This is a genomic window from Micromonospora sp. NPDC048839, assembly GCF_040649915.1.
Taxonomy (GTDB): Bacteria; Actinomycetota; Actinomycetes; order Mycobacteriales; family Micromonosporaceae; genus Micromonospora.
Window position 1 is genome coordinate 76,949 of record NZ_JBEZGL010000002.1, and the last position, 25,171, is coordinate 102,119.

Below are 25,171 nucleotides of genomic sequence, written 5' to 3' on the forward strand. Positions count from 1 at the left end.
GACGGACGGGACCGGCACGGAACACCGTGCCGGCCCCGTCAGCGGTGGTGGTTCAGCTGGTGTACGCCTCCACCTCCCAGAGCGAATGGCCGTATCCGGTCCCCCGGGCGGTGCCGTGGATCCGCAGGTAGCGGCCGTTGGCACCGAGCCCGGTGTGCTCGTCCACGCCGCCGTCGGCACCGGTCACCGTCTTCGCGGTGGTCCACGTGGTGCCGTCGTTCGAGGTCTGGATCTGGTACGCGCTGCTGTACGCCGCCTCCCAGCTCAGCTTGACCCGGCCGATCGCGGTGGGACTGCCGAGGTCGACGCGGATCCACTGCGGATCGGAGAACGTGCTCGACCAGCGGGTGGTGAGGCTGCCGTCGACCGCCTGGGCGCCGGACACGTCGGCCCCCTCGTTGCTGGACGTCGACGTGGGCTTGTTCAGCAGCAGGTTCCCGCCGGTCGGGGTGCCGGTGCCGCCGTACACCTCGAACTCGAACAGCGAGTAGCCCCAGGCGGTGCCCCGGGTGGTGCCGAGCAGCCGGACGTACCGGCCGGAGCCGGTGAGCCCGGTCAGGTCGTCCACGCCGCCGTCGCCGCCGGTCACCGTGCGGATCGTGGTGAAGGTGACCCCGTCCGGTGAGGTCTGGATCTGGTACCCGCTGCCGTACGCCGCCTCCCAGGTCAGCTTGACCCGGTTGATGGCGGACGAGGCTCCCAGGTCCACGTCGATCCACTGTGGGTCACTGAACGCGCTGCTCCAGCGGGTGCCGGCCGCGCCGTCGAACGCGTTGGCCGCGGTGAACGCCCCCTCGAAGCTGGACGCCCGCGCCGGCTTGCCCCGGGCCAGGTTGGCACCCGGCTCGGGGTCCGGGTCCGGGTCGGGGCCTGGTCCACCGGGGCTGGTGGAGAGGGTGAACTCGTCGATGTCGAAGTACGGGCCGGTGCCCTTGAAGACCAGGAACAGGGTCCGGGTGCCGGTCGGGGCGGTGACCCCGCCGGTGACCGTGGCGAAGGTGGCGTACCCGCCGGTGGGGACCACGGCGGCCGAGCCGACCAACGGACCGGTGGGCGAGTCGACCCGCAGTTCGAGGGTGCCACCGCCGCCGGCCGGGGCGCCGACCCGGGCGCTGAACGACTGCACGCCGCTCAGGTTGTACGGACGGAACGAGATCCAGTCGTTGTTGTCGATGTAGCCGACCGCCGCTCCACCGTGCCCGGCCGCCCCGGAGACGATCTGGACGCCGGACGAGTCACCGAAGTGCTCGGCCTGCCGTACCCGGGGTTGCAGGACGGCCTGGGTGTGCGTGGTCAGCGCCGGTTGGCCGCCCCCGCCCAGGTCGGTGTACTCGGCGTCGATGATGCCGAAGATGTTCGCCGCGGTGTCGTGCTCACCGTCGGCGGTGGTCTGGATGACCCCGGTGCAGCCCTGCGCGCTGCCGAGCTGGTGGCCGTGCGAGTCGTGGCCGAGGACGTAGTTCACCTTGACCCGCGCGCAGTTGATCGCACCGTCCTGGGCGTCGGTGACCGTGACGCTGAACGGCACGGCGTCGCCGAAGGAGAACGTCCGCCCGTTCAGCGGGGTGTTCACGGTGACCACCGGGGCGCTGTTGCCGACCGTGACGACCACGCTCGCGGTGGCCGTCTTGCCGGTGGTGTCCCGGACCGTCAGCGTCGGGCTGCGGGTCCCGTTCGTGGTGTACGTGAAGCTCGGGTTGGCGGCCGTCGAGTCGGTGGTGCCGTTGTTGTCGAAGTCCCAGGCGTAGGTGAACGGGTCCCCGTCCGGGTCGAGGGTGCCGGCCGAGGAGAAGGCGACGGTCAGCGGCGCGCTGCCGCTGGTCGGGGTGGCCGACACCTTGGCGACCGGCGCTCTGCCCTCGCGGGCGTACTCGATGCGGTAGAGCGCCGAGTTGGCGTCGCCGTTGAACCAGCCGGTGCCGTAGTCGAGCACGTAGAGCGCGCCGTCCGGGCCGAACTCCATATCCATGACCTGCGTGCCGGTCCACGGGAACGGGTTGATCTTCAGTGGTTGACCGGACGCGTCGAGCTTGATGTTCTTGATCCAGCGACGACCGAACTCACCGGCGAAGTAGGTCCCGTCGTAGTACTCGGGGAACGCCACCGGTGAGGTGTTGTTCGGGTCGTACCGGTAGACCGGGCCGCCCATCGGCGACAGGCCGCCGCCGGTGAACTCCGGCGGCGAGCCGGAGCCGCCGTACGGCAACCAGGCCGGAATGGCCGGCGGCAGTTGGGTGATGCCCGTGTTGTTCGGCGAGTTGTTCACCGGCCCACCGGCGCAGTTGAACTTCGCCCCGGACGGGCCGGACGGGAAGGTGTAGTCGTTGTAGGCGTCGTTGCGGGCGGTGCAGTACGGCCAGCCGTAGAAGCCGGGCCGGTCGATACGGGCGAACTCCACGTTGCCCGCCGGTCCCCGGTTCGGGTCGGCGGTGCCCGCGTCCGGACCGTAGTCGCCGAGGTAGACGATGCCGGTGGCCTTGTCCACGCTCATCCGGAACGGGTTGCGGAAGCCCATCGCGTAGACCTCCGGGCGGGTCCGCGCGGTGCCCGGGGCGAACATGTTGCCGGCCGGGATGGTGTACCCGCCGGCCGCGCTCGGCTTGATCCGGAGCACCTTGCCGCGCAGGTCGTTGCTGTTCGCCGAGGTGCGCTGCGCGTCGGAGGCGGGGTTGCGCCCGGCCCGCTCGTCGATCGGGGTGAACCCGGCCGAGTCGAACGGGTTGGTGTCGTCGCCGGTGGACAGGTAGAGGTTGCCGGCCGCGTCGAAGTCCATGTCACCGCCGACGTGGCAGCACATGCCCCGACTGGTGGGCACGTTCAGGATCAACGTCTCGCTGGCCAGGTTGATGGTGTTGTCCGCGTTCACGGTGAACCGGGCCAGCCGGTTGACGCCGTCCCAGGGGGCGAAGTCCGCCGGGGTGCCGGTGGCCGGGGGGCCGCCGCCGGGAGTGTTCAGCGGTGGGGCGTAGTAGGCGTACACCCAGCGGTTGGTGGCGAAGTTCGGGTCGGCCTTGATGCCCTGCAGGCCCTCCTCGTCACCCGTGTAGACCGGCAGGGTGGCAGCGATCCTGGTGTTGCCGGCGGCATCGGTGTGCCGGATCACGCCGTTGCGGGAGGTGTGCAGCACGCCCCGGTCCGGCAGGACGGTGAGGCTCATCGGCTCGCCGGTCTCGGCCGCGCCCTTGGCCAGCTCCACCTGTTGGAAGCTGCTGGTGACGGTGGGGCCGCAGTCCGCGTCGACCGCGCCGGCGGCCATCTGGATGCCGCCGAGCAGGTGCTGACGGAAGCTCGCCTCGGCGTACGACGCGTCGGTGTGGCCCAGGCCCGTGTACCAGGCTCGGCCGCCGGAGTAGTTCTGGCACCAGGAGATCGGGTGGTCGGCGCCCATGCTCCCGCCGGTGTAGGTGCTCTCGTCCAGGGTGGCCAGCACGTGCGCGGTGCCCCGCGGGTTGGTGCGGTAGTTGTACAGCTCGTCGAACCGGTTCCACCGCTGCGGCAGGGTCGCGGTGGACGGGTGTACCTGGTCGGCAACCTTGACGGTGACGTTCTGCTCGGCCGGGTGCGAGGCGAAGTACGCCCCGACCAGGCCGCCGTACCAGGGCCAGTCGTACTCGGTGTCGGAGGCGGCGTGCACGCCCACGTACCCGCCGCCGCCGGTGATGTAGCGCTCGAACGCGGCCTGCTGGGCGGCGTTGAGCACGTCGCCGGTGGTGGACAGCCAGATCACCGCGGCGAACCGGTCCAGATTGGCGTCGGTGAACTGGGCGGCGTCCTCGGTGGCCTCGACGGTGAAGCCGTTGGCGGCGCCGAGTTGCTGGATGGCGGTGATGCCCGGGGTGATGGATCCGTGCCGGAATCCGGCGGTCTTGCTGAAGACCAGCACGGTGAACGGTGCGGCGCTGGCCGTGGGTGGCGCGGCGACGATGCCGCCGGCCACGAGGATCGCGCTCAGGGCGACGCCGAGCCACGATCTCAGGGATCTGCGCACGATTGTCCTTTCGTGGTACGAGGACGGCGTGCGCCGATCACGCCTGGCAGTGAAACGAGGAATGTGAATGCATCGTTGCGTCCGGATCACGGCCGCGTCAAGTCTCTTCCACTATCCGTGAGAGCGTTATCTCCGCAGGTCAGGCGCGACTCTCCGAAGCAAGATCAGATAACCGTTTTCCGACCCGCGTGGGGCCCCGCCGCGCTCGGGACCCCACCCGACGGCCATCGCCCGACGTCAGCGCGAGTAGTACTCGACGACGAGTTGCTCGTCGCAGACCACCGGGACCTCCGAACGAAGCGGGAGCCGGGTCAGCCGAGCGGTCAGGCCGGGCAGGCTGACCTCGAGGTAGGGGGCGAGACGTTCCGGGGCGTGCGCCCCGGCCGCCGCGACGACGAACGGCGCCTTGCCCCGACTGCGCTCCGTCACCTCGATGACGTCACCGGGTTGCAGCCGCGCGGACGGGCGGTCCAGGCGGCGGCCGTTCACCGTGACGTGCTGATGGGTGACGACCTGGCGGGCCTGGTAGATGGTGCGGGCGAAGCCGGCTCGCAGCACCAGCGCGTCCAGCCGACTCTCCAGCTCGACGATCAGTTCCTCACCGGTCTTGCCGGGCCGACGCACGGCCCGGTCGAACGCGCGCCGGAGCTGCCCCTCGTGCAGGTCGTACTGCGCCTTGAGCCGCTGCTTCTCCAGCAGCCGAACCTTGTAGTCGCTGGTGGTGCGTCGGGCCCGGCCGTGCTGCCCCGGCGGGAACGGGCGGCGTTCGAAGTAGCGCACGCACTTCGGGGTCAGCGCGATGCCGAGGGCACGGGAACGCTTGACCTTGGGACGGGTCTGATTCATCCTTCACCTCTCAAGTAAGGTAAGGCTAACCTTATTAGGAGATGATCGCCTTGAGCAAGCCCTCGACCAGGACGACGGACTCCACGGACGACGCGGGTGTCCGAATCCGATCGATGCTCGTCGCCGCCGACTCCCTCACCCTGCACATCCCGGGCGTCGAGGCGTACGTCGTCGGACGACACGTCGTGACGAGCGACGGTCGGCTGCGGATCGACCTACCGGCCGGTTGCGACCTGGCCGAACACCTCGCACACCAGCGGGAGACCGTCGCGATGGTCGAGGTGACCGACCTGGCGCCCACTCCGGTACGCGACCGGGTGCGCGGGCGCGCCACACTCACGGGTTGGTTGGTGACCGAGACCGCCACGACCGGGATCGATCAGGAGCTGCTGACGGTCCTCGACCTCGCCACCGCCGAACTGACAGTCGACGGTCGCACGGCGTGCGTCGACGCGGACGAGTTCGCGGCCGCCCAACCCGATCCGCTGGCCGCCGTCGAGGCCGATCTGTTGTGCCACCTCGACCACCACCACCCACGCACCGTCGAAGGGCTGAGCCGGCTGATACCCGCCCGCCACCTTCAGGGTGTTCGCCAGGTCCGGCCGGTACGCCTGGACCGCCACGGTGTCGTACTCCGGTTGGAGCTGAGCAGGGGTGACCGGGACGTCCGGTTGACCTTCCGGACGCCACTGCGGCATCCGGACGAACTCGGCGCGCAGATCGAGGCACTGCTTCGGCACTCGGGCGTCTGCCGAGCCCGACACGCCCGCTGACGATCGCCGCCTCGCCGGCGGTAGGCAGGCTGGTCTTCGCAAATAACCTGAAGGGGCGGCTGATAGGGGCCGCGTTCGCCATCACCAGCCCGGCGCGGACATCGGTGGGGGCGGGGCCGTGCGGGGCGCCCCCACCGCCCGTCAGCGACCGCCCGCCACCAACTCGGCGATCATCCCCTCGCAGCTACGGACGACAACCTGGGCGCCGCGCCGCTGCGCCAACGGGAGCAGGGGGTCCTCCGCCCGGTCCCGCCACCGCCACTGCGCATCGGTGGCAACCTCCCAGAGCCGCTGCACGGTCGCCTCGTGCTCGACCCCCAGTCGGGCCGCGAGGCCCACCCCGTCGCCCCCGACGAGCCGTTGCGCCTCGGCGGCCAACTCCGCGTCGAAACCGAGCCGGGCGTTGCGCAGCGCCACCAGCAGGCGTAGCTCCCGGAACTCGTGCGCGCCGGCGAGGATCCGTTCGACCGCGCCGGCCAACTCCGCAGAACCCGGGGTCGGCTCGGCCCGCAGCAGCGTCTCGACCGCGGCCAGCGCGGACCGGGCCTTGAGGGCGTCGCCGCGGTCGATGAAACAGCGGGTCACCGACTCACGCAGCTCGGTGAGGCCACTGCGCCGAATGAGCTCCGCCGAGAGTTTCACCCGGCTGTCGAACCCACTGCGCACCAGGGTGGTCGCGAGCCGGACGCCGAAGAGCCCGAACCGGTCCAGCAACGCGGCCCGCGCCGCGGTTTCCAGCCGTACCGGCAGCTCGCCGTGGAGGAACCGATCGGCGGAGATCAGATGGGCGTCCAGCTCGACCCGAGGCACCTGGGCGATGGCGGCGAGCGCGGCGAAGTCCGACTCGCCGAGCATCCGGCCCGCCAGGCCGAGCATCCCACTGCACGCCACCACGTTCACGCTGAGCGCGCTCACCCGCGGATCGCGGTGGTGCCGACGAGCGAGCTGCCGGGCGGTGAGCAGGCCGTCGATCCGACCTCCGCCGATCTCGTCCGCGCGGGACAACACCATGATGACGTTGACCGGCGCGACCTGCCCCACCACGCTGTCCCGGCCGGACTCCAGCACCCGCAGATCACTGTCGCGAGCGTCGCGGGTCAGATACAACACCGCGTCCGAGTCCCGTAGCACCCGCTCCCACACGGGCGCCCGATCCTGCTCGACGGTGCTGGTGACCGCGGGTGTGTCGATGAGCGTGACCTGCCGCAGCGCCCGCGTCGGCCACCGCACCACGATGTCGCGCACGTCGCCCGCGCCCCAGCCGAGATCCACCCGCAGTCCGGTCGCCGACTTGACCACCGTCAACTCCTGCGGAGGCTGACCGGCCGGATACGCGGTCGCGTGCGGCTCGGCGCCATCCTCGTACCAGGTGAACGCCCCGTCCGCCCGCTCGACGGGCGCGACCTCCTCCCCCATCAGGGCGTTGAGCACCGTCGACTTGCCGGAACGCCAGGGGCCGGCGACCGCGATCCGCAGCGGTTGCTCCAACCGGGCGACCTGGTGCCGCAGCTGCCCGACGGCCCGCGGATGGTCCCGGTAGAGGTCGATGGCCTGGTGCAACAACCCCCAGGCCGCCTCTTCCAGGCGCAGACCCACGGTCATGCCTGCGGCTCCAACAGCAGCGGGGCGGCCCGGGTGCCGGTCAACTGCTGAGCCTGTTCGTAGAGCGCGGCCAACCGGGTCATCTTCAGCCGAATCTCGCGCTGTCGCTGTTCGCGCAGCGACGCATCCGTGTCGGCCTCCTGCTTGGCGCTGCGGAACGACTGGACGATCGCCTCCTGAAGCTCCTCGGTCAGCCCGGTGAAGTGGTCCCGCAGCATCCGCTGCACCTGCCGGGCGGTGTCCCGGCAGTCGCGGATCATCCGGACGAAGAAGTCGTCGACGTGTCGCTGGATAGCCGTCTTGACCGTCGCCTGACGGCGACGGAGCAACTGCTTGCTCTCGTCGCGGATGCTCTTGCCACCGAACAGCGCCCCGATGCCGACCGAGACCGGGTTGATCATCGGCATGCCGGCCAGGGTGGTCGCCAGACCAAACATCAGCATGCCGCCGTACGAGCCCTTCATGCCGGTGAACAGCTTCTGGCTCGGGGTGAACCGGTCGATCGTCGGCATCTGCAACTCGGGCAGCCGCTGCCCGATGTCCTCCGGCATGGTCATCGACCAGGGCGGCAGCACGTCGTAGCCGTACCTGTCGAAGTTGGCGGCCACCCGCCGGGCGATCCAGTCACAGCGCTGGATCAGCCACTCGTGGTTCGCCTCCGCCGCCTCCACCAGGCTCCGCTCCAGCCAGTCCTGGAAGGTGTCCCAGGCGACCAGCGGATCGGCCGTGTCGAACGCCTCGTCGACCGTACGCAGGATCTCCCGGGTCCGGTCGCGCAGGTCGTACTCGATGTCGGACAGCAGGTCGGCGATCTCGTCGCTGAGGGTGTTCTGCCAGCGGGTGGAGCACCGGCGCAGCTCGTCGACCTCACGCTGCGCCGCATGCAGGCGGGAGATCGGCCCGGATTGCTCCTCTGCCTCCTGGGTCGCCAACTCGGCGCGCAGCGGTGCGGCCAACTGCTCCACCACCGTCCGGGCCACCTTCTGCACCGACGATCGGGCCAGTCGGTCGGCCTTGCCGGCCAGGTCCCGCTGCAGTCTGGCGATCAGCACGGGAAAGCCGGACTCGGCGTTGAGACCCCGGTCGTCGGCCCCGGCGGCGCGCAGTCGCAATGTCGCCGAGACCGGGATCAGCGTCGCCGGGATGCCCGCCTCGGCCAGGTGCTGCCGGTTGCGTTCGGCCACCGCGCGCCAGTCCGCCACCAGATCGGTCTTGCTCTGCACCACGACCACGTTGGGATGTGCACGCATGACGTGCAGCAGCATGTTCAGCTCGGCGACCGACAGGTCCCGGGTGGAGTCGGAGACCAGCAGCACGGTGTCCGCACGGGCGGGTGCGGCGACCGAGGTCGCGCCGCCGATACCGGAGACCTCGTCGGCGCCGGGAGTGTCCACGAGCACCAACCCGGCGCCGAGCAGGGCGCGGGGCACTCCGATCTCGACGTACGCCGGGCCGCCACCCGGCCGGCGTCCGATCAGGCCGGCCACGCTCTCCGCGACCTGGTTCAGTGCCACCGGGGTCCGCTCGACGGCCGCCGCGACGGCGGCGCCGCCCCGGGCGGGTGCCGGCGCCTGGGCGACCGCGACGGTCGGGGCCTCGGCATGTTGCACCACTGTCGGTAGGACCGTCGTGCGGCCGTCGCCGACCGGACAGGCCGGCGCGTTGATGATCGCGTTGATGAGCTGACTCTTGCCCTGGTTCGGCTCACCGATGACCAGGACGCGCAGCGTCGGATCCAGCAGTTGGGCACGCTTCTGCCGGACCGTCTGGAGCAGGTCACCACGACCGTGTGCACTGCACGTACGGGCGATGTCGTCCAGCACGTCCAACCAGATCCCGGCCATCACCGCACCAAGTGTGCTGATTTCAGCTCAATTAGCAAGAGGCAGCGGACATCGAAGCGGAGAGGGCCGGACCGCCCGAGACGATCCGACCCTCCGCTCCGCCCGGAGATCCGGGTCAGAGCAGGCCGCCGGTGATACCCAGCAGCCCGTGATCGGACGAGGCGTGTGAGTCGCCGCCGAGCACACCATCGGTGACCCCGCCGGTCACGTCACCGACCGTGTCGGTGACACCGGGGAGGAGGCTGTCCACCTGGTGCGTCACGCCGCCCACCGCCGACGGCACGTCGAGCGGCGGGACCAAGCCGCCGACGACACCGTCGCCGTGCCCGAGGCCCAGCCCACCGAGGGTGTCGTCGACACCCAGGGAGCTGACGACCCCACCGACCTGGCCGTGGGCGCCGGAGAGGACGCCACCGGTCAGGTCGCCGCCGATCAGATTCGGGTCGGTGCCGTCGAGCAGACCGCTCGCGTCGCCGACGGTGCCGGTGACGTCACCCAGCACCGGGTCCGCGATCGCGTCCACCGGCTGCACCACGTCGGCGTCGAGGGTGTACGCCACGTCGGAGGCACCGGCGAAGTCGGCGTCGAGGCCGGACGGGCCGACGCCCAGGCCGATCCCCGGCAGCACGGTCACCCCGGCGGCGGCCGTCGACGAGTCGACCGCGATGGCACCGAGCACGCCGGCCTTGACGTCCACGCCGGTGGGCGAACTCGTGACGCTGATCTGCTGCGCCACACTCTGCAACTGACCCACCACATCGGTGCTGTCGGTGACCAGTGGGTCCAGCCCGAGCTGCCCGACCGGCGAGGCCAACGGCGTGAGACCCGCACCCGGCGCGTAGTCGACGACCAGCGGGACGACATCCTGCACATCCGCCGCGGTGATGTCGGTGAGCCCCGCGCCCCGCAGCGCGCCCTCGGGGTCGAGGTCGAATGCCGACCGTGCGTCGGGGTTCGTCAGCAGGTCGAGCACGAAGTCGTGGAGGGTCTGGTGCGAGTCCATGTGCCGGGTCTCCTCGGAAGTGGCGGCGGGTGTCGTACGTCGACAGTGACGCTATTGCCGGGGCCCGGTCCCGGGCATCGGGGCTCAACCCGCATCCGGCCCGGTTGAACTAGGGGCTCCGCGACCTCGTACGTTAGGGGGACAGGGGGAAACCGTCCCGGCGAGATTAGGGTCCCGACCAGGGGCTGATCTCTGGTACGAACGTAGGAGCCCGCGGGGTTCGCCGGGGGTGGGTCGTCGGCAGCACCGACACCATCGCCACCGGCCGGCCAACTCACGGGGGGAGAAGAGACGATGCCGTACGTCCTGGGGATAGACATCGGGAGCACCAACACGGCCGCCGCGGTCGCACGGCGCACCGGTGCGTCCTGGACGCGTCCCGAGCCCGTCGCGCTGCACGTCGGCTCCCCTCTCGTACCGACGGTGCTGTGCCTGGCCGAGGACGGCTCGCTGCACGTCGGCGAGCCCGAGACCGACGACGGCAGCCGCACCACCCGCGACTTCGTCCACCGCATCGGTGATGACGTGCCCCTGCTGCTGGGCGGCGAGGCGTGCACACCGCAGACGTTGACCGCGGAACTCGCGGCCTGGGTGGTCGAGCGGGTGCACGCCCTGGAGGGCGGCCCGGCCGAGGCGGTCGTGCTCAGCCACCCGGCCGGGTGGCGTCCGTACCGGCGGGAGGTGCTGCACCGGGCACTGTCGCACTTCGGCCTGCGGCACGTGACGTTGCTGCCGCGCACGGTCACGGTGGCCGAGAGCCACGCGGCCCGTGGGTTCGCGGGCACCACCGCCGCCGTCTACGCCCTGGGGGGCAACAGCTTCGAGGCCGCGCTGGTGCGTCGCACCACGCGCGGCACCTACGAGACGTTCGGCACGCCCCAGGGGCTCGACTCGGTTGGCGGCGTCGACTTCGACGAGGCGCTGGCCGGACACACCCGTACGATGCTGGCCCGGGAACTGGCCAGCACCGCACGCCGCGGCACCCAGACCGCACTGCGCGGGCTGCGCGCGGAGTGTGACCGGGCCAAGCGGGCGCTGACCGTCGACCTGACGGCCGACGTGGTGGTGACCCTGCCGAGCGGCCCGGCACGGATACCGGTGACCCGGGCGCAGTTCGAGCACATGATCCGCCCGATGGTGCAGACCACCGTCGACCTGCTGCTGCGGGCCGTGCGCAGCGCCGACCTGACGTCGGCGCAGCTCGACGGCGTCCTGCTGGCGGGCGGCTCGACCCGCGTGCCGCTCGTCATCGAGCTGATCAGCGCGGCCCTCCCGGTGCCCGTAGAGGTCGAACCGGACTCGCAACTGACCGCCGCCGCCGGGGCGGCGCTGGCCGCCGCCCAGGTGGTGTCACCGCGCCCCCGCCAGCCGGCACCGGCCCGCGACTCCGGGCGCGGCACCGGGCGGGCCACCGTCCCCGCGCCGCGCCGCCCGCACCACGACACCGTTCCGGGCGATCCGCCACCGCGGCCCCCGGTCCGGGTCCTCCCACTGGACCTGCCGAAACCGTCCCGCCTGGCGCTGGCCCGCAGCCGGGGACGCGAAGGATGACCCCAATGATCATGAATGACATCGCCGTGCCAGGGCTGACGCTGGACCGGGGGCCACAGGCCCTGCTGGACACCGTCGCCCAGGACCCGACCGGTCCACTGGCCGTCGGCATCGCCGGCCCCGGCGGGCACGGCAAGACCGCGCTCCTCGCCGAGCTGGCGCGGGTCCACCAGCGGGCCGGGATCACCGTACGTACGGCCACCCCGGAGCCCGACGAGCCGGTCGACCCCGGCACGCTGGTGCTCGTCGACGACGCGCACCTGCTCGACGACGCACGGATCGAGGTGCTCCTGCACCTGCTCGGCACCCGCCGGCACCGCCTGGTGGTCGCCCATCGCCCGTGGCCCCGGTCGGCGGCGCTCAGCGAGCTTGTCGACTCCCTACGGCGGGACGGGCAGGCCGTGCTCCTCACCCCGTTCACCCGGGAGCAGACCGCCAGCTACCTCACCGCCACGCCGGAACTGGGCCGCCGCGACGACCTGGTCGACTTCGTCCACACGCAGACCTCCGGCGTACCCCGGGACGTCGAACGGCTGGCCCGCGGCCTGGCCGGCGCGGAGACCCGGACCGGCGCGGTGGTCAACCCACCCCGGTCCGCCGTCGCGGAGTTCGGGCCGGACCTGGACGTACAGCCCGCCGCCGTACGACGGCTGCTGCTCGCCGTCGCGGCCGGCGGGTCGCTGCCGGCGAACATGCTCGCCGCGCTCCTGGGCGTGGACCCCGCGACAGTGGACGAACTGATCGCCACCACGCGGGCGGCCGGGCTGCTCGGCGCCGACGGCCGGCTCGCGCCGATCGTCCGGCGGGCGGTCACGACGCTCAGCCCCACCACCGACCGGACCGCGGTCTGGCGCCGGCTCACCGAGGTGCAGCTCGCCCGGGGCGGCGCGGTGCTGCCACTGGTCCGTTCCCTGCTCGCGGTCGGCGCGCTCGGCGACTGCCCGGCCTCGACCCTGGCCGCCGCGGCGGGTGAGGCCCTGGCCGACGAGCCGGCGTTCGCCGCCGAACTGTTCGCCGCCGCCACCGCGGCCGGACAACCGGCCAGCGCACAGCAGGCGCTCGCCGCCGCGCTCGCCGGCAACCTCGACGACGCCCTGCGGTTGGCGGACCGACTGCTGGCCACCGCCGCACCGCCCGACCGGTCCGAGGCGGCCGTGGTGGCGGCGACCGCCCTCGCGCACCGTGGCCACGTCGGCCGCAGCGTGGAGCTGTACCGGTGGTCGGGCACCGCCTCGGCGCTGGCCTTCGCCGTCGTCGGCGGGCTCGCCAGCGGAGACCTGGACGCCGCCGCCGCGTCACCGGCGGGTGACCCGCTGGACGAACCGCCGACCCTGCACGCCAGCGCCGCCCGGCTGATGGCCGACGGGGTACGCGAGACCGTGGGCGGCCCGCCGACCGCCGCGCTCTCCGCGCTCGTGCAGGCCGCCGCGCTGCTGGAACCGGACGGGCGGGCGGCCCTCCTCCCGGACAGCCCGGCGGCGCTCGCCGCGCTGACCGCCGTGCACTGCGGTGAGTTGGAGATCGCCGAGCAGGTGCTGCACCGCGCCCTGGGCGCCGGTGTCGGTGGTCCACTGATGGCTCGCCGCCACCGACTGTTGCAGGCCTGGATCCTGATGGTCCGGGGCGAGACACGCGCCGCGACCGAGCAGCTCGCCGCGGTGACGCTCGACGGGCGGCAGTTGGAGTCCCGCGACGCGCTCTTCGCCGCCGCGATCCGGATGGGCGTCGGCCGCCGCACCAGCGACATCGGGGCACTCAAGCGTGGCTGGGGACAGGCGCTGGAGGCGGTGGTCCGGCACCCCGTCGACCTGTTCACGCTCCTGCCGCTGGGTGAGCTGGCCATCGCCGGCGCGCGCCTCGGTGACCTGGCCCGACTCGAACCGTACCTGCGGGAGGCGCGCGCGTTGCTCGGCCGGCTCGACGATCCACCCCTGTGGAGTGTGCCGTTGCGCTGGAGCGGTCTGCACGCCGCGATCCTCACCGGCGCGCCGGACGTCGCCGACGAACACGTCGCGGCCCTGCTGGCCGCGGCCGACCACAGCCGGTACGCCGCTGTGGTCGCCGCCGCCGCGGAGTGCTGGGTGGAGGTGCTGCGGGGTGTCGTCGACCCGGCCCGCGTGGAGGCTGCCGCCCGGGCGCTGCACGACACCGGGCTGCGCTGGGACGGTGCTCGCCTCGCCGGCCAGGCCGCCATCCGAACCGCGGACCGCCGGGCGATGACCACCCTGCTGGAGTGCGCGCGGGCACTCCAGGGGCGACCACCCGGCGGCCACGGCGAGCTGGCGTCGGCGAGCACCACCGAGACCGCCACGCGGGTCGCCGGTCCCACCCAACAGGGGCTCAGCGACCGTGAGTACGAGGTGGCCGAGCTGGTGCTGGCCGGGTTGACCTACCGCGAGATCGGCGACCGGCTGTTCATCTCGGCGAAGACCGTGGAACACCACGTGGCGCGGATGCGCAACCGGCTGAACTGCGCCAACCGCACCGAGTTGCTGGCTCTGCTGCGCACCGTCGTCGCCGACCGGGCCAGCGACACGGCCGGGCAGCCCTGGCCGCAGCGGACGACCTGATGGAGTGCCCCCGCCGGGGACGCCCCCGCACCGAGCGGAGCGAGGCGTGACGCCCGGCGAGATCCGGCTGATCCGGACGAGACTCGTCGTGCTGGCCGCCGTCCTGGTCACACTCTGGTCGTACGCGGCCTACCTGACCAGCCAGGACGCCCTCGACCTGGTGCGGGTGCGGGCCCTGGCGGACACCCTGGGCCAGCCCATCGACCGCCTGATCCTGAGCCTGCAGGCCGAACGCCGGGCCAGCGCCGAGGCGCTCGCCGGAGCCGGGCCGACGGCGACCCCAGTGGGCGGGACGCGCGAGGTCACCGACCGGGCCGCCGCCGAGCTCCGCAGGTTCAGCGCCGGCCGCGACATTCGGCTCCTCAGCGCCGGCGAGGTGCGCGACCGGGCCGACGAACTCGTCCGCCGGCTCGACGGCCTGAGCACGATCCGGTCCCAGGTGGACGCCGGGCAACTCGACCAGGCCGAGGCGGTCGACGGGTACGACCAGGTCGTCGACGTCGCCTTCCGGGTGTACGGCCCAGAGTGGGGCGCGTACGAGAGCACGTTGGCCGCCGACAGCCGCGCGGTGATCGCGCTGGCCCGCGCCCGGGAACTGCTCGCCCGGGAGGACACCCTGGTCAGCGCGGCCCTCACCGCCCAACGGCTCGGCCTGGACGACCGCCGCCGGCTGACCGAACTCGTCGACAACCAGCGGTTCGCGCGGACCGAGGCGGCGGCCGGGCTGCCCGCCGACGGCCCGGCAGAGCACCGGCGGATCGCGAGCGGCCCCGAGTTCGCGGGGCTGCTCGCCCTGGAGGACAGGCTGGTGCGGGCGGACACCGCCAACGCGCTGACCGGAACCACCCTGGCGGACTGGCGGGCCGCCGCGGACCCTGCCCTCGGCGCGCTGCAGACCCTGGTGACGAGCACCGCCCGCAGCAGTGTCGAACGGGCCACGCCGGGTGCCGCCGCGCTCGTCGCCCGGACCGGCGCCGTGGTGGGGCTGGGCCTCATCGTCGTGCTCGTGCTCCTGGTGAGCTGGGCGAGCACCATCCGACGGCTGACCGACCAGCTGATCCGTCCGGTCGTCGACGCGCCGGTCCCGACACCGGACGTGGTGGCGGCGCCCGACGGTCCCGACCGGGAGCTGTTCCTGCGGGTCACCCGCCGCAACCAGGTCCTGCTGCGCGCTCAGCTCGACCTGCTGGACGGGATGCAGCGCCGGGAGCGGCCCGCCGAGGAGAGCAGCGAGCTGTTCCAGCTCGACCACCTGACCACCCGCGTCCGGCGCAACGTGGAGAAGCTGATCGCCCTCGCCGGCGCGCGGCCCGCCCGCCGCTGGCGGCGCGCGGTGCCGATGCTCGACGTCGTACGCGGTGCCGTCGCCGAGGTGCCGGACTACCAGCGGGTCCTGATCGGGCCGCACTGGCCGTGGTCGCTCGCCGGCTCGGCCGTCACCGACGTCGTCCACCTGCTGGCGGAGTTGATCGAGAACGCTCTCGCCTTCTCCCCGGCGGAGACCACCGTCCGGGTCAGCGGCGAGCACCGGCCACCGGGGTACGCCATCCTGGTCGTCGACGACGGACCCGGCCTGGACGCCGCCACGCTGGCCGACGCGAGCCACCTGCTCACCAGCCCGCCCGCGAATCCACCACCGGGTCCCAGCGGTCTGTACACCGTCGCCGTGCTGGCCCACCGATGTGGCGCCCACGTCTCGCTGCAACCCAGCCGGCGCGGTGGGACGGCGGCGGTCGTGCTCCTGCCGGCCCACCTGGTCCCGGCACCCGACACCGGCCGCAGACCCTCCACCGCGCCGCCACCCACCCCGTACCCGCCGGCGCACCACGGCACCGACCCGAGCGGCGACGGCGCGCTGCCGACACGGGTCCGTCAGATCGGGCCACCCGGCCCCGAACACGGCAGGGCCGGCCTCGACACGGTCGAGATGCCGGTCGCCAGAACAGCGAGGAGACACCCATGACCTCCGCAGTGGTCACCGATGACGGCCTGACCGGCGCCCTGGACCGCCTGGTCGACCGAGTGCACGGCGCGGAGTTCGCCGTCGTGCTCTCCCCGGACGGGTTGCTCCTCGGCGGCTCCCGGCAGGTGGAGACGAAGCTCGCCGAGCAGATCTCCGGCGTCGTCGCCGGTCTGACCGCGTTGGGGCTGGCCGCCACCCGGACCTGCGAAGCGGGCGGTCTGCGTCAGGTCGTGGTGCAGATGGCGCGAGCCTTCCTGTTCGTCGCCACCATCCCGAACGGGACCATCCTCACCGTGCGGATCGCCGGTGACGACGTCAAGGTCGGCGACATGGCGTACGAGGTGGCGCTCTTCGTGGGGCAGGCCGAGCGGCACCTGCCGATCACACTGGGGCCGGCCTCCTCGGCGACGATCGGGGACAAGGGTGCACAGCACCGACACCTCTGACGAGGCGTGGTACGACGACGACGCTGGCCCGGTCGCCCGGCCCTACACGATGACCGGCGGGCGTACCTCTCCCGTGGGCGGTCAGTTCGACCTGATCTCACTCGTCGTCGCCCGGCGGGCGGCCACGCCTCCCACACCGCTCTTTCCCGAACAGGCGCGGATCGTCGAGCTGTGCCACCATCCGGTGTCGGTTGCCGAGGTCGGCGCCGAGCTGGACCTCCCGCTCGGGACCGTGCGGGTGCTGCTCGGCGACCTGGTCGCGGCCGGACTGGTCGAGACGCACGACCCGCCGATGCTGTCGGAGCTGCCGACCGAGGATCTGCTTCAGGCGATCCTCGTCGGGCTCCGCACCCTGTGACAGGGCAGGGGCCATCCGCGACCCGGACGGATCGCGGGCGGGCATCCGGCGACGAACTGAACGGGAGACAGGCAGTGCCGGCGACACCACCCCAGCCACGCCGTACCGTGGCGATCATCCTGCTGGACCGGATCGTGGCCCTCGCCACGACTGCCCGGCGGGTGCTCAGCGGTCGCGACGACGCCTCGCGGATCACCTGGGTTGCCGTGCTCGGGGTGCTCGGGGTGCTCGCGGTGACAGCGGTTCTCGTCGCCGGGGTGCTCCGTACGCCGGAGAAGCTGGCGCCGGTGACTCTCGACCCGCCGCTGTCGGTGGATCCGGTGGGCACACAACCGGGCGGCACTCCCCGGGCGCGGGCACAACCGGCGGCGACCAGCCCGGCGGTGGCCGCTCCCCCGCCAGCCGCCTCGGTCACCGCGGTCCCCGCACCGACCGTCGAGGCCACGACCAGCCCCGCGCCGACGGGCTCGACCGCCGCACCCACGCCGGCCGCCCTGATCGCCGACTTCGCCGTCGAGGACACCGCACTGCTCAGCTATGGCGCGGCCGTGACCATCACCAACCCGGGGCCGGTGCCGACACCACGGTGGACGTTGGTGCTCATCCTGCCCCGGGAGTCGCTGCGGGTCAGCGCGGTCGAGGGCGCGCAGGCCAGCCGCGATGGCGCGGTGTGGACGTTCGTGCCGGACGGCAGCGCCGGTGCGGTGCCCGGCAGCGCGTCGGTCCGGGTGACGTTCCGGGTCAACGGCGCGCCCACCGGCGCCGCCCCCGAGGCGTGCGCCATCGACGGGGTCGCCTGCACCGGCCTGCCGAGCTGACCGGCACACCCCTGGCGGAATGCGGCCAGGGGTGACCCGCCCGAAGGTGGGCCACCCTGTCAGACACCGGGAGCTATTGCTGGTTGAGCTGCAGCGCGAGATCGATGACCAGATATTTCACGGTGAACGCACCGGTCAGCTGAGCGGTGCCACTGAGCAGGTCGATCTGGTACACCTGGCTGGGGAAGCCACCGTTGAGGATGGCGTAGGCGTTGTTGCTCACCGCTCGTCCGTTGCGCAGGGTGCTGTGGATGTCGAAGCCGGCCCGTGGGTTGGCGGCCACGCCCAGGCTGCCGGTGGCGACGAGTTGGCCAGCGTTTGCCGGGGACTGCAGCGCGACCTGGTCGAGGTTGGTATCGACATCGAACAACGTGGTCGCGGTGCTCGGATCGAGGTCGACGTTCGTGTAGGCCGCCGCGGTCAGCCCGGGGGCGGCGGTGACCGCAGGCGGGTAGGTGAGGGTGCTGTCGGCGATGGTGACGCCGCCGACGTTGACGTTGTGCCGCAGATTCTGGCCCACGTCGCTGATGATGCGCAGGCGATCGGCGGCCGGGTTGAAGTCGACGCCGAAGAACGACCCGCTGAGGGGGATGGTCAGCTGGCTGACCTTCGTGGCAGCGGCATTGGTGGTGGACAGGGTGAAGATGCCGCCGCTGTTGCCGACGCCGTAGAGCCGGCCGTCCTGGACCCGGTAGTCGATGCCCACGAGGTTCTCGGCGCCGGGCAGGTCCACTGTGCCGATCACGCAGGCCAACCCTGGTCGGTTGGCGGCGAACTTCAGGAGCTGCTGGTCCTCGGTCAGACCGACCGCCACCCGACCGTTACGGCCGCCGGCGTTGAGCAGGTCCCAGAGAATGGTGCAGGAGCCGGCGTTCAACGATGCCGGACCGGCGGATGAGGTAGACCTCGACGGGATGCTGTCCGGCCGGGCTGCCGCACCCACCGAGGTGGTCAGCATTCCGATGACGACGGCCGTGCCGGTCAGGAGCAGTCCTCGATGGATCATGCGATGCATGGACGGGCCTTCCTTGCGAGATACGGGGAATGCCCGGCAGTGGCATCGAAACAGGGCGTCCCGATCGATTCATTCGGAACGTTCGCCCAGCTCAGACGCTATATGGCCCGCTCAGAAGTTGCTGTCGGATCACGTACTATCCGAATCGTCCTCACCGGCACGACGGGGTGCGGTGCGGCATACCGTCGCTGTCGCGACCACGCTGGTCGCCGCCGTCGCCACGACGGCGGGGACCAGCGCAGCTCAGCGCACGGCCAGGGGCGGCTCGGCACGCTCGCCCTGCTGACGCAGGGCCGGCAGCGCCGGCGCGAGCGCCACCAGCATGGCCAGACCGGCGACGGGAAGCAGGTTGAGAGTGACCACCGGCAGGACGATGCCGACGATCAGGAGCGGCACGCTCCACCACGGCAGCCGGCGTTTCGCGGCAAGCATGCCCGCGAGGACGACCAGGCCGAGGAAGAAGAACTGGGGTACGACGTCGTAGACGGCCAGCTCGACGCCGGGGATGTCCTTGAAGTCCGCGCCGAGAGCCGACATCTCCGCCCGGTCCACTGCCAGGAGACCCTGCACGATGTCGGCGCCGAACTGCACCACCGTCGCGGCGAGACCCACCATCGTGAGGATCACCACCCCGGTGCGCCAGGGGCTGCGGGGCAGGAGGCGGGACAGCGCGAGCACCCCCGGGACGAAGCACACCATGCCGGCGAGCGCGACCAGATGCGCGGCCTGCCAGTCGAACCCCGGGCCGTACACACCATCGGACTTCGCCCACAGGCGGATCAGGCCGTAGGCGGCGACACCGACGGGTCCGGCGAGGACATACAGCTCAGCGCGTTTCATGCCGACCATCATCTGGTCTTCGGCGTCGCGGCCGGCTCCGGGAAGATCCTCGCCCGGCCCCCGATTTCCGTCTCAGGTTTTCCACCGAGCCGACCCTCGGTCGGTGCTTCGTCGTCAGGCGCGCCAGATCGGTTGAGCGGCGGCCAGCGCGGCCTCCTGGTACGGCGTCCGCGGGGAGTCTGCGGCAATGACCTCCACCGGCCACCTCTGCCCCAGCGCGACCCAGAGCGTCGACAGCACGCCCGAGTACGTCGAAGGCTCGTCCTCGCCCTCGGCCACCAGCAGCACGTACGTCCACGCCGCCGCGTCCGGCGCGCCGTCCAGCGGCGTCCGCCAGGCGCGGTGCAGGCTGCGCCCGTGGCGGCGGGGCGCGTCGGCGGACAGGAGGGCGTCGGCCGGAGCCGGGTGGGGAGCGTCCGGCGGACCGTCGACGCTGAACCGGTACGACAGTGGCGGCACCTCCGCGACGGCCGGCACGTCGGCCAGGTCGCAGCCGTCGGGCTCACCGACGAAGGCGCGCAGCAGTGCCCGTTCCTCGCTGGTTATCCCGACGCCGTGCAGCGCCAGGCTGAGCAGGAGGGCGGCGTCGGCCAGGTCGAACTCACCTGCGGCGTAGTGCTCCCGCACGGTGCCGAGGACATCGTCGGGGAGCCGGCCCGCGAGCCGCCGGCACACGTCGGCGACCTCCGCGTACGTCTTCGCGTCCATGCTGATCATTCTCGTGGTGGTCGCCCAGCGCGGGCGGGTGGCGAGCGTCGCTCATGCTGGAGTGGTGATTCGTTTCGTGCTGAATGTGCTGTGGCTCATCTTCGGCGGTGGCATCGTACTGGCGGTCGGGTACGGCGTCGCCGCGCTGGTCTGCTTCGTCCTGGTCGTGACGATCCCGTTCGGGGTCGCGTCGCTCCGCCTCGCCGTCTACTCGCTGTGGCCCTTCGGCCGCACCCTGGTGCCGAAGCCCGGCGCGGGCGTGGCCTCCGGGTTGGCGAACATCCTCTGGCTGGTGCTGGCGGGCTGGTGGCTCGCGCTGTCCCACATCGTCGCGGGCATCGCCCTCTGCGTGACGATCATCGGGATCCCGTTCGGCATCGCCAACTTCAAGCTCGTGCCGGCGGCGGTCTGGCCCCTCGGCCGCGAGGTCGTGGACGCGCCCTGAGCTCGGAAAACGGGGACACCTACTCCCCCGCCACTTCTAACTTATAGCGCACTGGGGGGCTTGCGGCAAGACCCGGGTCGTGCCGCAAAATCGTCGGCCGAGGCCAGAATCTGCCGAAATGGAAGTCGTCATTTGAATTCCCTGCCTACCTCCGTGTTCGATCTCCCCGCGCGCCTCTCCCCCAAGACCGACCCAACGCTCATCGCCCTGGACGAGCAGCATTTCGCGACGATGGCGCAGAGCCTCGACCGGCTGAACACCGAGCTGTCCGAGCGCCTTGCCGCCGAGCGCCTGGCGCCCGGCGGCAAGGGCCGGCAGGCCATGGACCGGGACGAGGAGATCCGCCGGCTGACCGGCCGCCTGCGTGCGCTGAGTCGCTACGGCCTGGACCTGTGCCTCGGCCACGTGGTCGGCGCGGACGACCCCGAGCCCGTGTACATCGGGCGGCGCGGCCTCACCGACAGCACCGGTCGGCGGCTGCTGCTCGACTGGCGCTCTCCCGCCGCCGAGCCGTTCTTCGGCGCCACCCACGCCAACCCGATGGGTCTGGCCAGCCGTCGCCGTTACCGGTGGACTCGCGGCCGGATCAGCGACTACTGGGACGAGGTCTTCACCCCGGACGGGTTCGTGGGGCACGCCGTCGCGCTCGACGACCAGTCCGCGTTCATCGCCAGCCTGGGCGCTGCCCGATCCGCCCGGATGCGGGACGTGCTCAGCACCATCCAGGCCGACCAGGACGCCATCATCCGGGCGGGATCGGCCGGCGCTCTCGTCGTGGACGGCGGTCCGGGCACCGGGAAGACGGTCGTCGCGCTGCACCGCACCGCCTACCTGCTCTACTCCGAACCCCGCCTGGGTCAACGCCGGGGCGGAGTGCTCTTCGTCGGGCCGCACCAGCCCTACCTGGCCTACGTCGCCGACGTCCTACCCAGCCTCGGCGAGGAGGACGTGCAGACCTGCACCCTGCGGGACCTCGTCGAAGAGGGCGGTACGGCGACCGTCGAACCCGACCCGGACGTGGCCCGGCTGAAGTCGTCGGCGGACCTGGTCGGGGCGATCGACGCGGCGGTCCGGTTCTACGAGGACCCACCGGTCAAGCCGATGACTGTCACCACCGACGAGGGCGACAGCTGGCTGGGCGCCGACGACTGGGCCGACGCGTTCCAGGCGCCGGGGCCGGGCACCCCACACAACGAGGCGCGCGACGAGATCTGGGCGGAGTTGCTCACGATCCTCGTCGACAGGTACGACGGCGACGAGCCGGACGACGTGCTGCTCCGGTCGCTGTCGCGCAACCGGGAGCTGCGCGCCGCCTTCAACCGCGCCTGGCCGTTGCTCGACCCGGCCGACCTGGTGGGAGACCTGTGGTCGGTGCCCGCGTACCTGCGCACGTGCGCGCCCTGGCTCAGCCCGGCGGAGATCCGGACGCTGCAGCGCGACGAGCCCCGGGCCTGGACCGTGTCCGACCTGCCGCTGCTGGACGCGGCCCGGCGGCGGCTCGGCGTCGCGTCGGGGCGTTCGCAGCGGCACGACCCCGCCGCCGCCGTGGAACGCGAGCACCGGGCCCGGGTCGTCGACGAACTCCTCGCGGCCGACGCCTACGACGACGGCGAGGGTCTGCTGACGATGCTGCGCCAGCCCGACCTGCGCGACGCCCTGGCCGACGAGTCCGGGTCGCTCACCGCCGACCCGGACCTGCTGGCCGGCCCGTTCGCGCACATCGTCGTGGACGAGGCCCAGGAGCTGACCGACGCGGAGTGGCAGATGCTGCTGGCCCGGTGCCCGTCGCGCAGTTTCACGATCGTCGGGGACCGCGCCCAGGCCCGACACGGGTTCACCGAGTCGTGGCGGGAACGTCTGGAGCGGATCGGGCTCGACCGGATCACCCTGGCCTCGCTGAGCATCAACTACCGGACCCCGGAGGAGGTCATGGCGGAGGCCGAGCCGGTCATCCGGGCCATGCTCCCGGACGCCAACGTGCCGACCTCCATCCGCGGCAACGGGCTCCCCGTCGTACACGGCTCGACGGCCGAGCTGGACGCGATCCTCGACGCCTGGCTCACCGAGCACACCGACGGGACCGCCTGTGTGATCGGCGACCCGGCGTTCCCAGCGGCGTCGCGCGTCCGATCGCTGAGCCCGGAGCAGGCCAAGGGCCTCGAATTCGACCTGGTCGTCCTGATCGACCCGGACGCGTTCGGCACGGGCATCGAGGGCGCGGTGGACCGCTACGTGGCGATGACCCGGGCGACCCAGCAACTCGTCATCCTGACGAGGCGCTGAGCCGCCCGGCCCACAGCTGTCAGTTGCCGAGCGTGACGTGCAGGATCCTCTCGTTGCTGTTGTTCGGGGTGCTGTCCTTGTCACCGGTGTTGGTGGTGGTCAACCACAACCCGCCGTCGGGAGCCGGCTCCACCGTCCGCAGGCGGCCGTAGGTGCCGCTGAAGTACGTCTGCACGTTCGTCAGGCTGCTGCCGCTGATCACCGCGCGATACATCCGGGCACCCCGTGCACAGGCCACGTAGAGCGCGTCCCGCACGATCGTGATCCCGGAGCAGGACCCCTCCGCGGTCGGATAGGTACGCGCCGGCGCGATGAACCCGGCCGTCCCGCAGGTGCCGCTGGTGCCCTCGCACGCCGGCCAGCCGTAGTTGCCGCCCTTCGTGATCAGGTTGGTCTCATCCATGATCGAGTTGCCGAATTCCTGCTCCCACAGCCGACCCTGCGAGTCGAACGCCAACCCCTGCGGGTTGCGGTGGCCGTAGCTCCAGACGTAGTTGCCGAACGGGTTGTCCGAGGGGACCGTGCCGTCCGGGTTGAGACGCAGGATCTTGCCTTCGAGGGCCGACCGGTCCTGCGCGTAGTTGCCGTTCTGCGCGTCGCCCGTGCTGGCGTACAGCTTGCCGTCCGGGCCGAAGCGCAGCCGGCCACCGTCGTGGTACTTGTTCCGCCGGATGCCACTGACCAGCACCTGCTCGCTGGAGGTGTTGAGGCGGCCGTTCTCGAACTTGATCCGCACGATCCGGTTGTCGCTGGGCGAGGTGTGCATGATGTACAACCAGCGGTCGCTGGCGAAACTGGCCGAGACGGCGAGCCCGAGCAGGCCGCCCTCACCGTCGGTGCTCTGCACGTTCGGCACCGTGCCCAGGTTGGTCTTGGCCCCGGTGGTGGGGTTGAGCTGGATGATGTCGTGCGCGTCGCGGCGGTTGTAGAGCACGGTGCCGTCCGACAACGTGACAAGCCCCCACGGGACGTCGGTGTCGGTGGTGACCTGACGCACCCCGCACACCGGGTTGCCGCAGCCCGCGCCGGTGGTCACCGTCGCGGTGGCGCTGCGTGACGAGGCGTTGTCCTGCGCGTCCCGGGCCACCACGTAGTACTGGTACGCGGTGTTCGCCGCCAGCCCGCTGTCGGTGAAGGTGGTCACCGGCGGCGTTCCGCTGACCGTGCCGACCTTCACACCACCCCGGAAGATGTCGTACGCCCGGACGCCGATGTTGTCGGTCGACGCGGTCCAGCGCAGGGTCACCGTGGTGCCCGACGCGGTGCCGGAGAGCTGTTGCGGCGCGGTCGGCTCCTGGGTGTCGGCCTGACACTGCGGGGGCGTGATCGACACGGTGGTGCTCGCCTGGGACACGTTGCCGGCGGCGTCCCGGGCGTTGACGTACAGGCCCCAGGTCGCTCCGGCGACCACCGTGAGGCTGGTGGACAGCGTCGAGCCGCTCACCGACTTCATCAACTGGCCGTCGTGGTAGACGTCGTAGAAGGCCACCGCGGCGTTGTCCGTCGAGGCGTTCCACGCGAAGGTCACCGAGTTGCACGTAAGGCCGCTCACCCGCGGGCTGCCGGGAGCCGTGGGCGGCTGGGTGTCGGAGCTGCCCAGCGCCGTCGTCCACCGCTGGTTGGCCTGCCCGTTGCAGGTCCAGAGACCCACCAGGGTGCTGTTGGCGGTGGCACCGCCGTTGACGTCCAGGCACAGGCTGGACTGGACGCCGACGATGGTCCCGTTGGTGTTGATCCGCCAGCGCTGGTTGGCGCCGCCGGTGCAGGAGTTGATCTGCAACGTGGCCGGCGCGGTGGTGTCCTGGCCGACCACGTCCAGGCACATCGTCTCGTCGTAGACCCGCAGCTCACCGGCCGAGGTCAGCGCCCAGGACTGGTTGGCCTGACCGTTGCAGTCGTAGATGTTGATGCCGGCGCCGGCCGTCCGGACGTTGCCGACGACGTCCAGGCAGCGGCCCGATGCCGCGCTCACCACTGTGGAGGCCGGCGCGGCCGACGCTGGTACGCCGATCGCGACGCTCAGCAGCGTCACCGCTGCCATCGCCGCCGGCAGTAGCCGTCGTCGTCGTGCGTGACGTGGGTTGGGCCGCGCGAAAGCTGACATCCGTCCTCCAGGAT

At 71.9% G+C, this 25,171-nt stretch carries 18 protein-coding genes; 9 read left to right on the forward strand and 9 right to left on the reverse strand.

What is annotated here, in order from left to right; genetic code table 11:
• Window positions 1-52: 52 nt before the first annotated feature.
• Together AB0C25_RS03565 and rpsD are read right to left on the reverse strand one after the other, a co-directional pair.
• Entirely contained in the window at window positions 53-3,988 is a 3,936-nt protein-coding gene (locus AB0C25_RS03565) for a ThuA domain-containing protein (RefSeq protein ID WP_357369199.1), read from the reverse strand.
• 237 nt (window positions 3,989-4,225) lie between these two features.
• Window positions 4,226-4,834, reverse strand: a complete 609-nt coding sequence (gene rpsD / locus AB0C25_RS03570; RefSeq protein ID WP_357369201.1) for a 30S ribosomal protein S4 — start codon at window positions 4,832-4,834, stop codon at window positions 4,226-4,228.
• A gap of 113 nt (window positions 4,835-4,947) precedes the next feature.
• On the opposite strand from rpsD, the gene AB0C25_RS03575 reads away from it, so the two are divergent.
• Window positions 4,948-5,607, forward strand: coding sequence for a DUF2470 domain-containing protein (locus AB0C25_RS03575; RefSeq protein WP_357370108.1), 660 nt, complete (start codon window positions 4,948-4,950; stop codon window positions 5,605-5,607).
• A gap of 141 nt (window positions 5,608-5,748) precedes the next feature.
• Here AB0C25_RS03575 and AB0C25_RS03580 read toward each other — a convergent pair whose 3' ends face one another.
• From AB0C25_RS03580 to AB0C25_RS03590, 3 genes are all read right to left on the reverse strand, one after another.
• Window positions 5,749-7,209, reverse strand: coding sequence for a hypothetical protein (locus AB0C25_RS03580; protein ID WP_357369203.1), 1,461 nt, complete (start codon window positions 7,207-7,209; stop codon window positions 5,749-5,751).
• Window positions 7,206-9,053 carry a dynamin family protein gene (locus AB0C25_RS03585; RefSeq protein ID WP_357369205.1) on the reverse strand — a complete coding sequence of 616 codons (1,848 nt, stop codon included), beginning with the start codon at window positions 9,051-9,053 and terminating at the stop codon, window positions 7,206-7,208. The genes AB0C25_RS03580 and AB0C25_RS03585 overlap by 4 nt, the downstream gene beginning before the upstream one ends.
• A gap of 115 nt (window positions 9,054-9,168) precedes the next feature.
• Entirely contained in the window at window positions 9,169-10,056 is an 888-nt protein-coding gene (locus AB0C25_RS03590) for an IniB N-terminal domain-containing protein (RefSeq protein WP_357369207.1), read from the reverse strand.
• Window positions 10,057-10,350: 294 nt separating this feature from the next.
• Between AB0C25_RS03590 and AB0C25_RS03595 the strand changes: the two genes are divergently transcribed.
• From AB0C25_RS03595 to AB0C25_RS03620, 6 genes are all read left to right on the forward strand, one after another.
• Window positions 10,351-11,607, forward strand: coding sequence for an Hsp70 family protein (locus AB0C25_RS03595; RefSeq protein WP_357369209.1), 1,257 nt, complete (start codon window positions 10,351-10,353; stop codon window positions 11,605-11,607).
• 5 nt (window positions 11,608-11,612) lie between these two features.
• Window positions 11,613-14,177 carry a LuxR C-terminal-related transcriptional regulator gene (locus AB0C25_RS03600; protein WP_357369212.1) on the forward strand — a complete coding sequence of 855 codons (2,565 nt, stop codon included), beginning with the start codon at window positions 11,613-11,615 and terminating at the stop codon, window positions 14,175-14,177.
• A gap of 46 nt (window positions 14,178-14,223) precedes the next feature.
• Window positions 14,224-16,140 (forward strand): nitrate- and nitrite sensing domain-containing protein, encoded by a 1,917-nt coding sequence (locus tag AB0C25_RS03605; protein ID WP_357369214.1) that lies wholly within the window; start codon window positions 14,224-14,226, stop codon window positions 16,138-16,140.
• Window positions 16,137-16,586: a roadblock/LC7 domain-containing protein gene (locus AB0C25_RS03610; protein WP_357369216.1), complete on the forward strand. Its 450-nt coding sequence runs from the start codon at window positions 16,137-16,139 to the stop codon at window positions 16,584-16,586. Before AB0C25_RS03605 ends, AB0C25_RS03610 begins: the two co-directional genes overlap by 4 nt.
• Complete coding sequence (locus AB0C25_RS03615) at window positions 16,564-16,944, forward strand: DUF742 domain-containing protein (protein ID WP_357369218.1); 381 nt, start codon at window positions 16,564-16,566, stop codon at window positions 16,942-16,944. Before AB0C25_RS03610 ends, AB0C25_RS03615 begins: the two co-directional genes overlap by 23 nt.
• Window positions 16,945-17,018: 74 nt before the next feature.
• Window positions 17,019-17,762, forward strand: a complete 744-nt coding sequence (locus AB0C25_RS03620; RefSeq protein ID WP_357369220.1) for a cellulose binding domain-containing protein — start codon at window positions 17,019-17,021, stop codon at window positions 17,760-17,762.
• A gap of 73 nt (window positions 17,763-17,835) precedes the next feature.
• Here AB0C25_RS03620 and AB0C25_RS03625 read toward each other — a convergent pair whose 3' ends face one another.
• The 3 genes from AB0C25_RS03625 to AB0C25_RS03635 form a co-directional block, all read right to left on the reverse strand.
• On the reverse strand, window positions 17,836-18,768 hold the full coding sequence (locus AB0C25_RS03625; RefSeq protein ID WP_357369222.1) for a DUF4394 domain-containing protein: 933 nt from the start codon (window positions 18,766-18,768) through the stop codon (window positions 17,836-17,838).
• A gap of 252 nt (window positions 18,769-19,020) precedes the next feature.
• Complete coding sequence (locus AB0C25_RS03630; protein ID WP_357369225.1) at window positions 19,021-19,617, reverse strand: hypothetical protein; 597 nt, start codon at window positions 19,615-19,617, stop codon at window positions 19,021-19,023.
• A 114-nt stretch (window positions 19,618-19,731) separates the two neighbouring features.
• On the reverse strand, window positions 19,732-20,325 hold the full coding sequence (locus tag AB0C25_RS03635) for a hypothetical protein (RefSeq protein WP_357369227.1): 594 nt from the start codon (window positions 20,323-20,325) through the stop codon (window positions 19,732-19,734).
• Between the two features lie 64 nt (window positions 20,326-20,389).
• On the opposite strand from AB0C25_RS03635, the gene AB0C25_RS03640 reads away from it, so the two are divergent.
• Both AB0C25_RS03640 and helR read left to right on the forward strand, forming a co-directional pair.
• On the forward strand, window positions 20,390-20,770 hold the full coding sequence (locus AB0C25_RS03640; protein ID WP_357370110.1) for a YccF domain-containing protein: 381 nt from the start codon (window positions 20,390-20,392) through the stop codon (window positions 20,768-20,770).
• Window positions 20,771-20,923: 153 nt separating this feature from the next.
• Window positions 20,924-23,053 (forward strand): RNA polymerase recycling motor ATPase HelR, encoded by a 2,130-nt coding sequence (gene helR / locus AB0C25_RS03645; RefSeq protein ID WP_357369229.1) that lies wholly within the window; start codon window positions 20,924-20,926, stop codon window positions 23,051-23,053.
• 19 nt (window positions 23,054-23,072) lie between these two features.
• Here the strand turns inward: helR and AB0C25_RS03650 are convergent, their stop codons facing one another.
• On the reverse strand, window positions 23,073-25,094 hold the full coding sequence (locus tag AB0C25_RS03650) for a PQQ-dependent sugar dehydrogenase (RefSeq protein WP_357369231.1): 2,022 nt from the start codon (window positions 25,092-25,094) through the stop codon (window positions 23,073-23,075).
• Window positions 25,095-25,171: the final 77 nt, after the last annotated feature.

What these genes read in the sequence shown, in the direction of transcription:
- AB0C25_RS03585 (WP_357369205.1), bottom strand. Translation starts at nt 9,053, where the DNA reads ATGGCCGGGATCTGGTTGGACGTGCTGGACGACATCGCCCGTACGTGC.
- AB0C25_RS03575 (WP_357370108.1), top strand. Translation starts at nt 4,948, where the DNA reads ATGCTCGTCGCCGCCGACTCCCTCACCCTGCACATCCCGGGCGTCGAG.
- AB0C25_RS03650 (WP_357369231.1), bottom strand. Translation starts at nt 25,094, where the DNA reads ATGGCAGCGGTGACGCTGCTGAGCGTCGCGATCGGCGTACCAGCGTCG.
- rpsD (WP_357369201.1), bottom strand. Translation starts at nt 4,834, where the DNA reads ATGAATCAGACCCGTCCCAAGGTCAAGCGTTCCCGTGCCCTCGGCATC.
- AB0C25_RS03600 (WP_357369212.1), top strand. Translation starts at nt 11,613, where the DNA reads ATGATCATGAATGACATCGCCGTGCCAGGGCTGACGCTGGACCGGGGG.
- AB0C25_RS03580 (WP_357369203.1), bottom strand. Translation starts at nt 7,209, where the DNA reads ATGACCGTGGGTCTGCGCCTGGAAGAGGCGGCCTGGGGGTTGTTGCAC.
- AB0C25_RS03590 (WP_357369207.1), bottom strand. Translation starts at nt 10,056, where the DNA reads ATGGACTCGCACCAGACCCTCCACGACTTCGTGCTCGACCTGCTGACG.
- AB0C25_RS03610 (WP_357369216.1), top strand. Translation starts at nt 16,137, where the DNA reads ATGACCTCCGCAGTGGTCACCGATGACGGCCTGACCGGCGCCCTGGAC.
- AB0C25_RS03625 (WP_357369222.1), bottom strand. Translation starts at nt 18,768, where the DNA reads ATGATCCATCGAGGACTGCTCCTGACCGGCACGGCCGTCGTCATCGGA.
- AB0C25_RS03630 (WP_357369225.1), bottom strand. Translation starts at nt 19,617, where the DNA reads ATGAAACGCGCTGAGCTGTATGTCCTCGCCGGACCCGTCGGTGTCGCC.
- AB0C25_RS03595 (WP_357369209.1), top strand. Translation starts at nt 10,351, where the DNA reads ATGCCGTACGTCCTGGGGATAGACATCGGGAGCACCAACACGGCCGCC.
- AB0C25_RS03635 (WP_357369227.1), bottom strand. Translation starts at nt 20,325, where the DNA reads ATGGACGCGAAGACGTACGCGGAGGTCGCCGACGTGTGCCGGCGGCTC.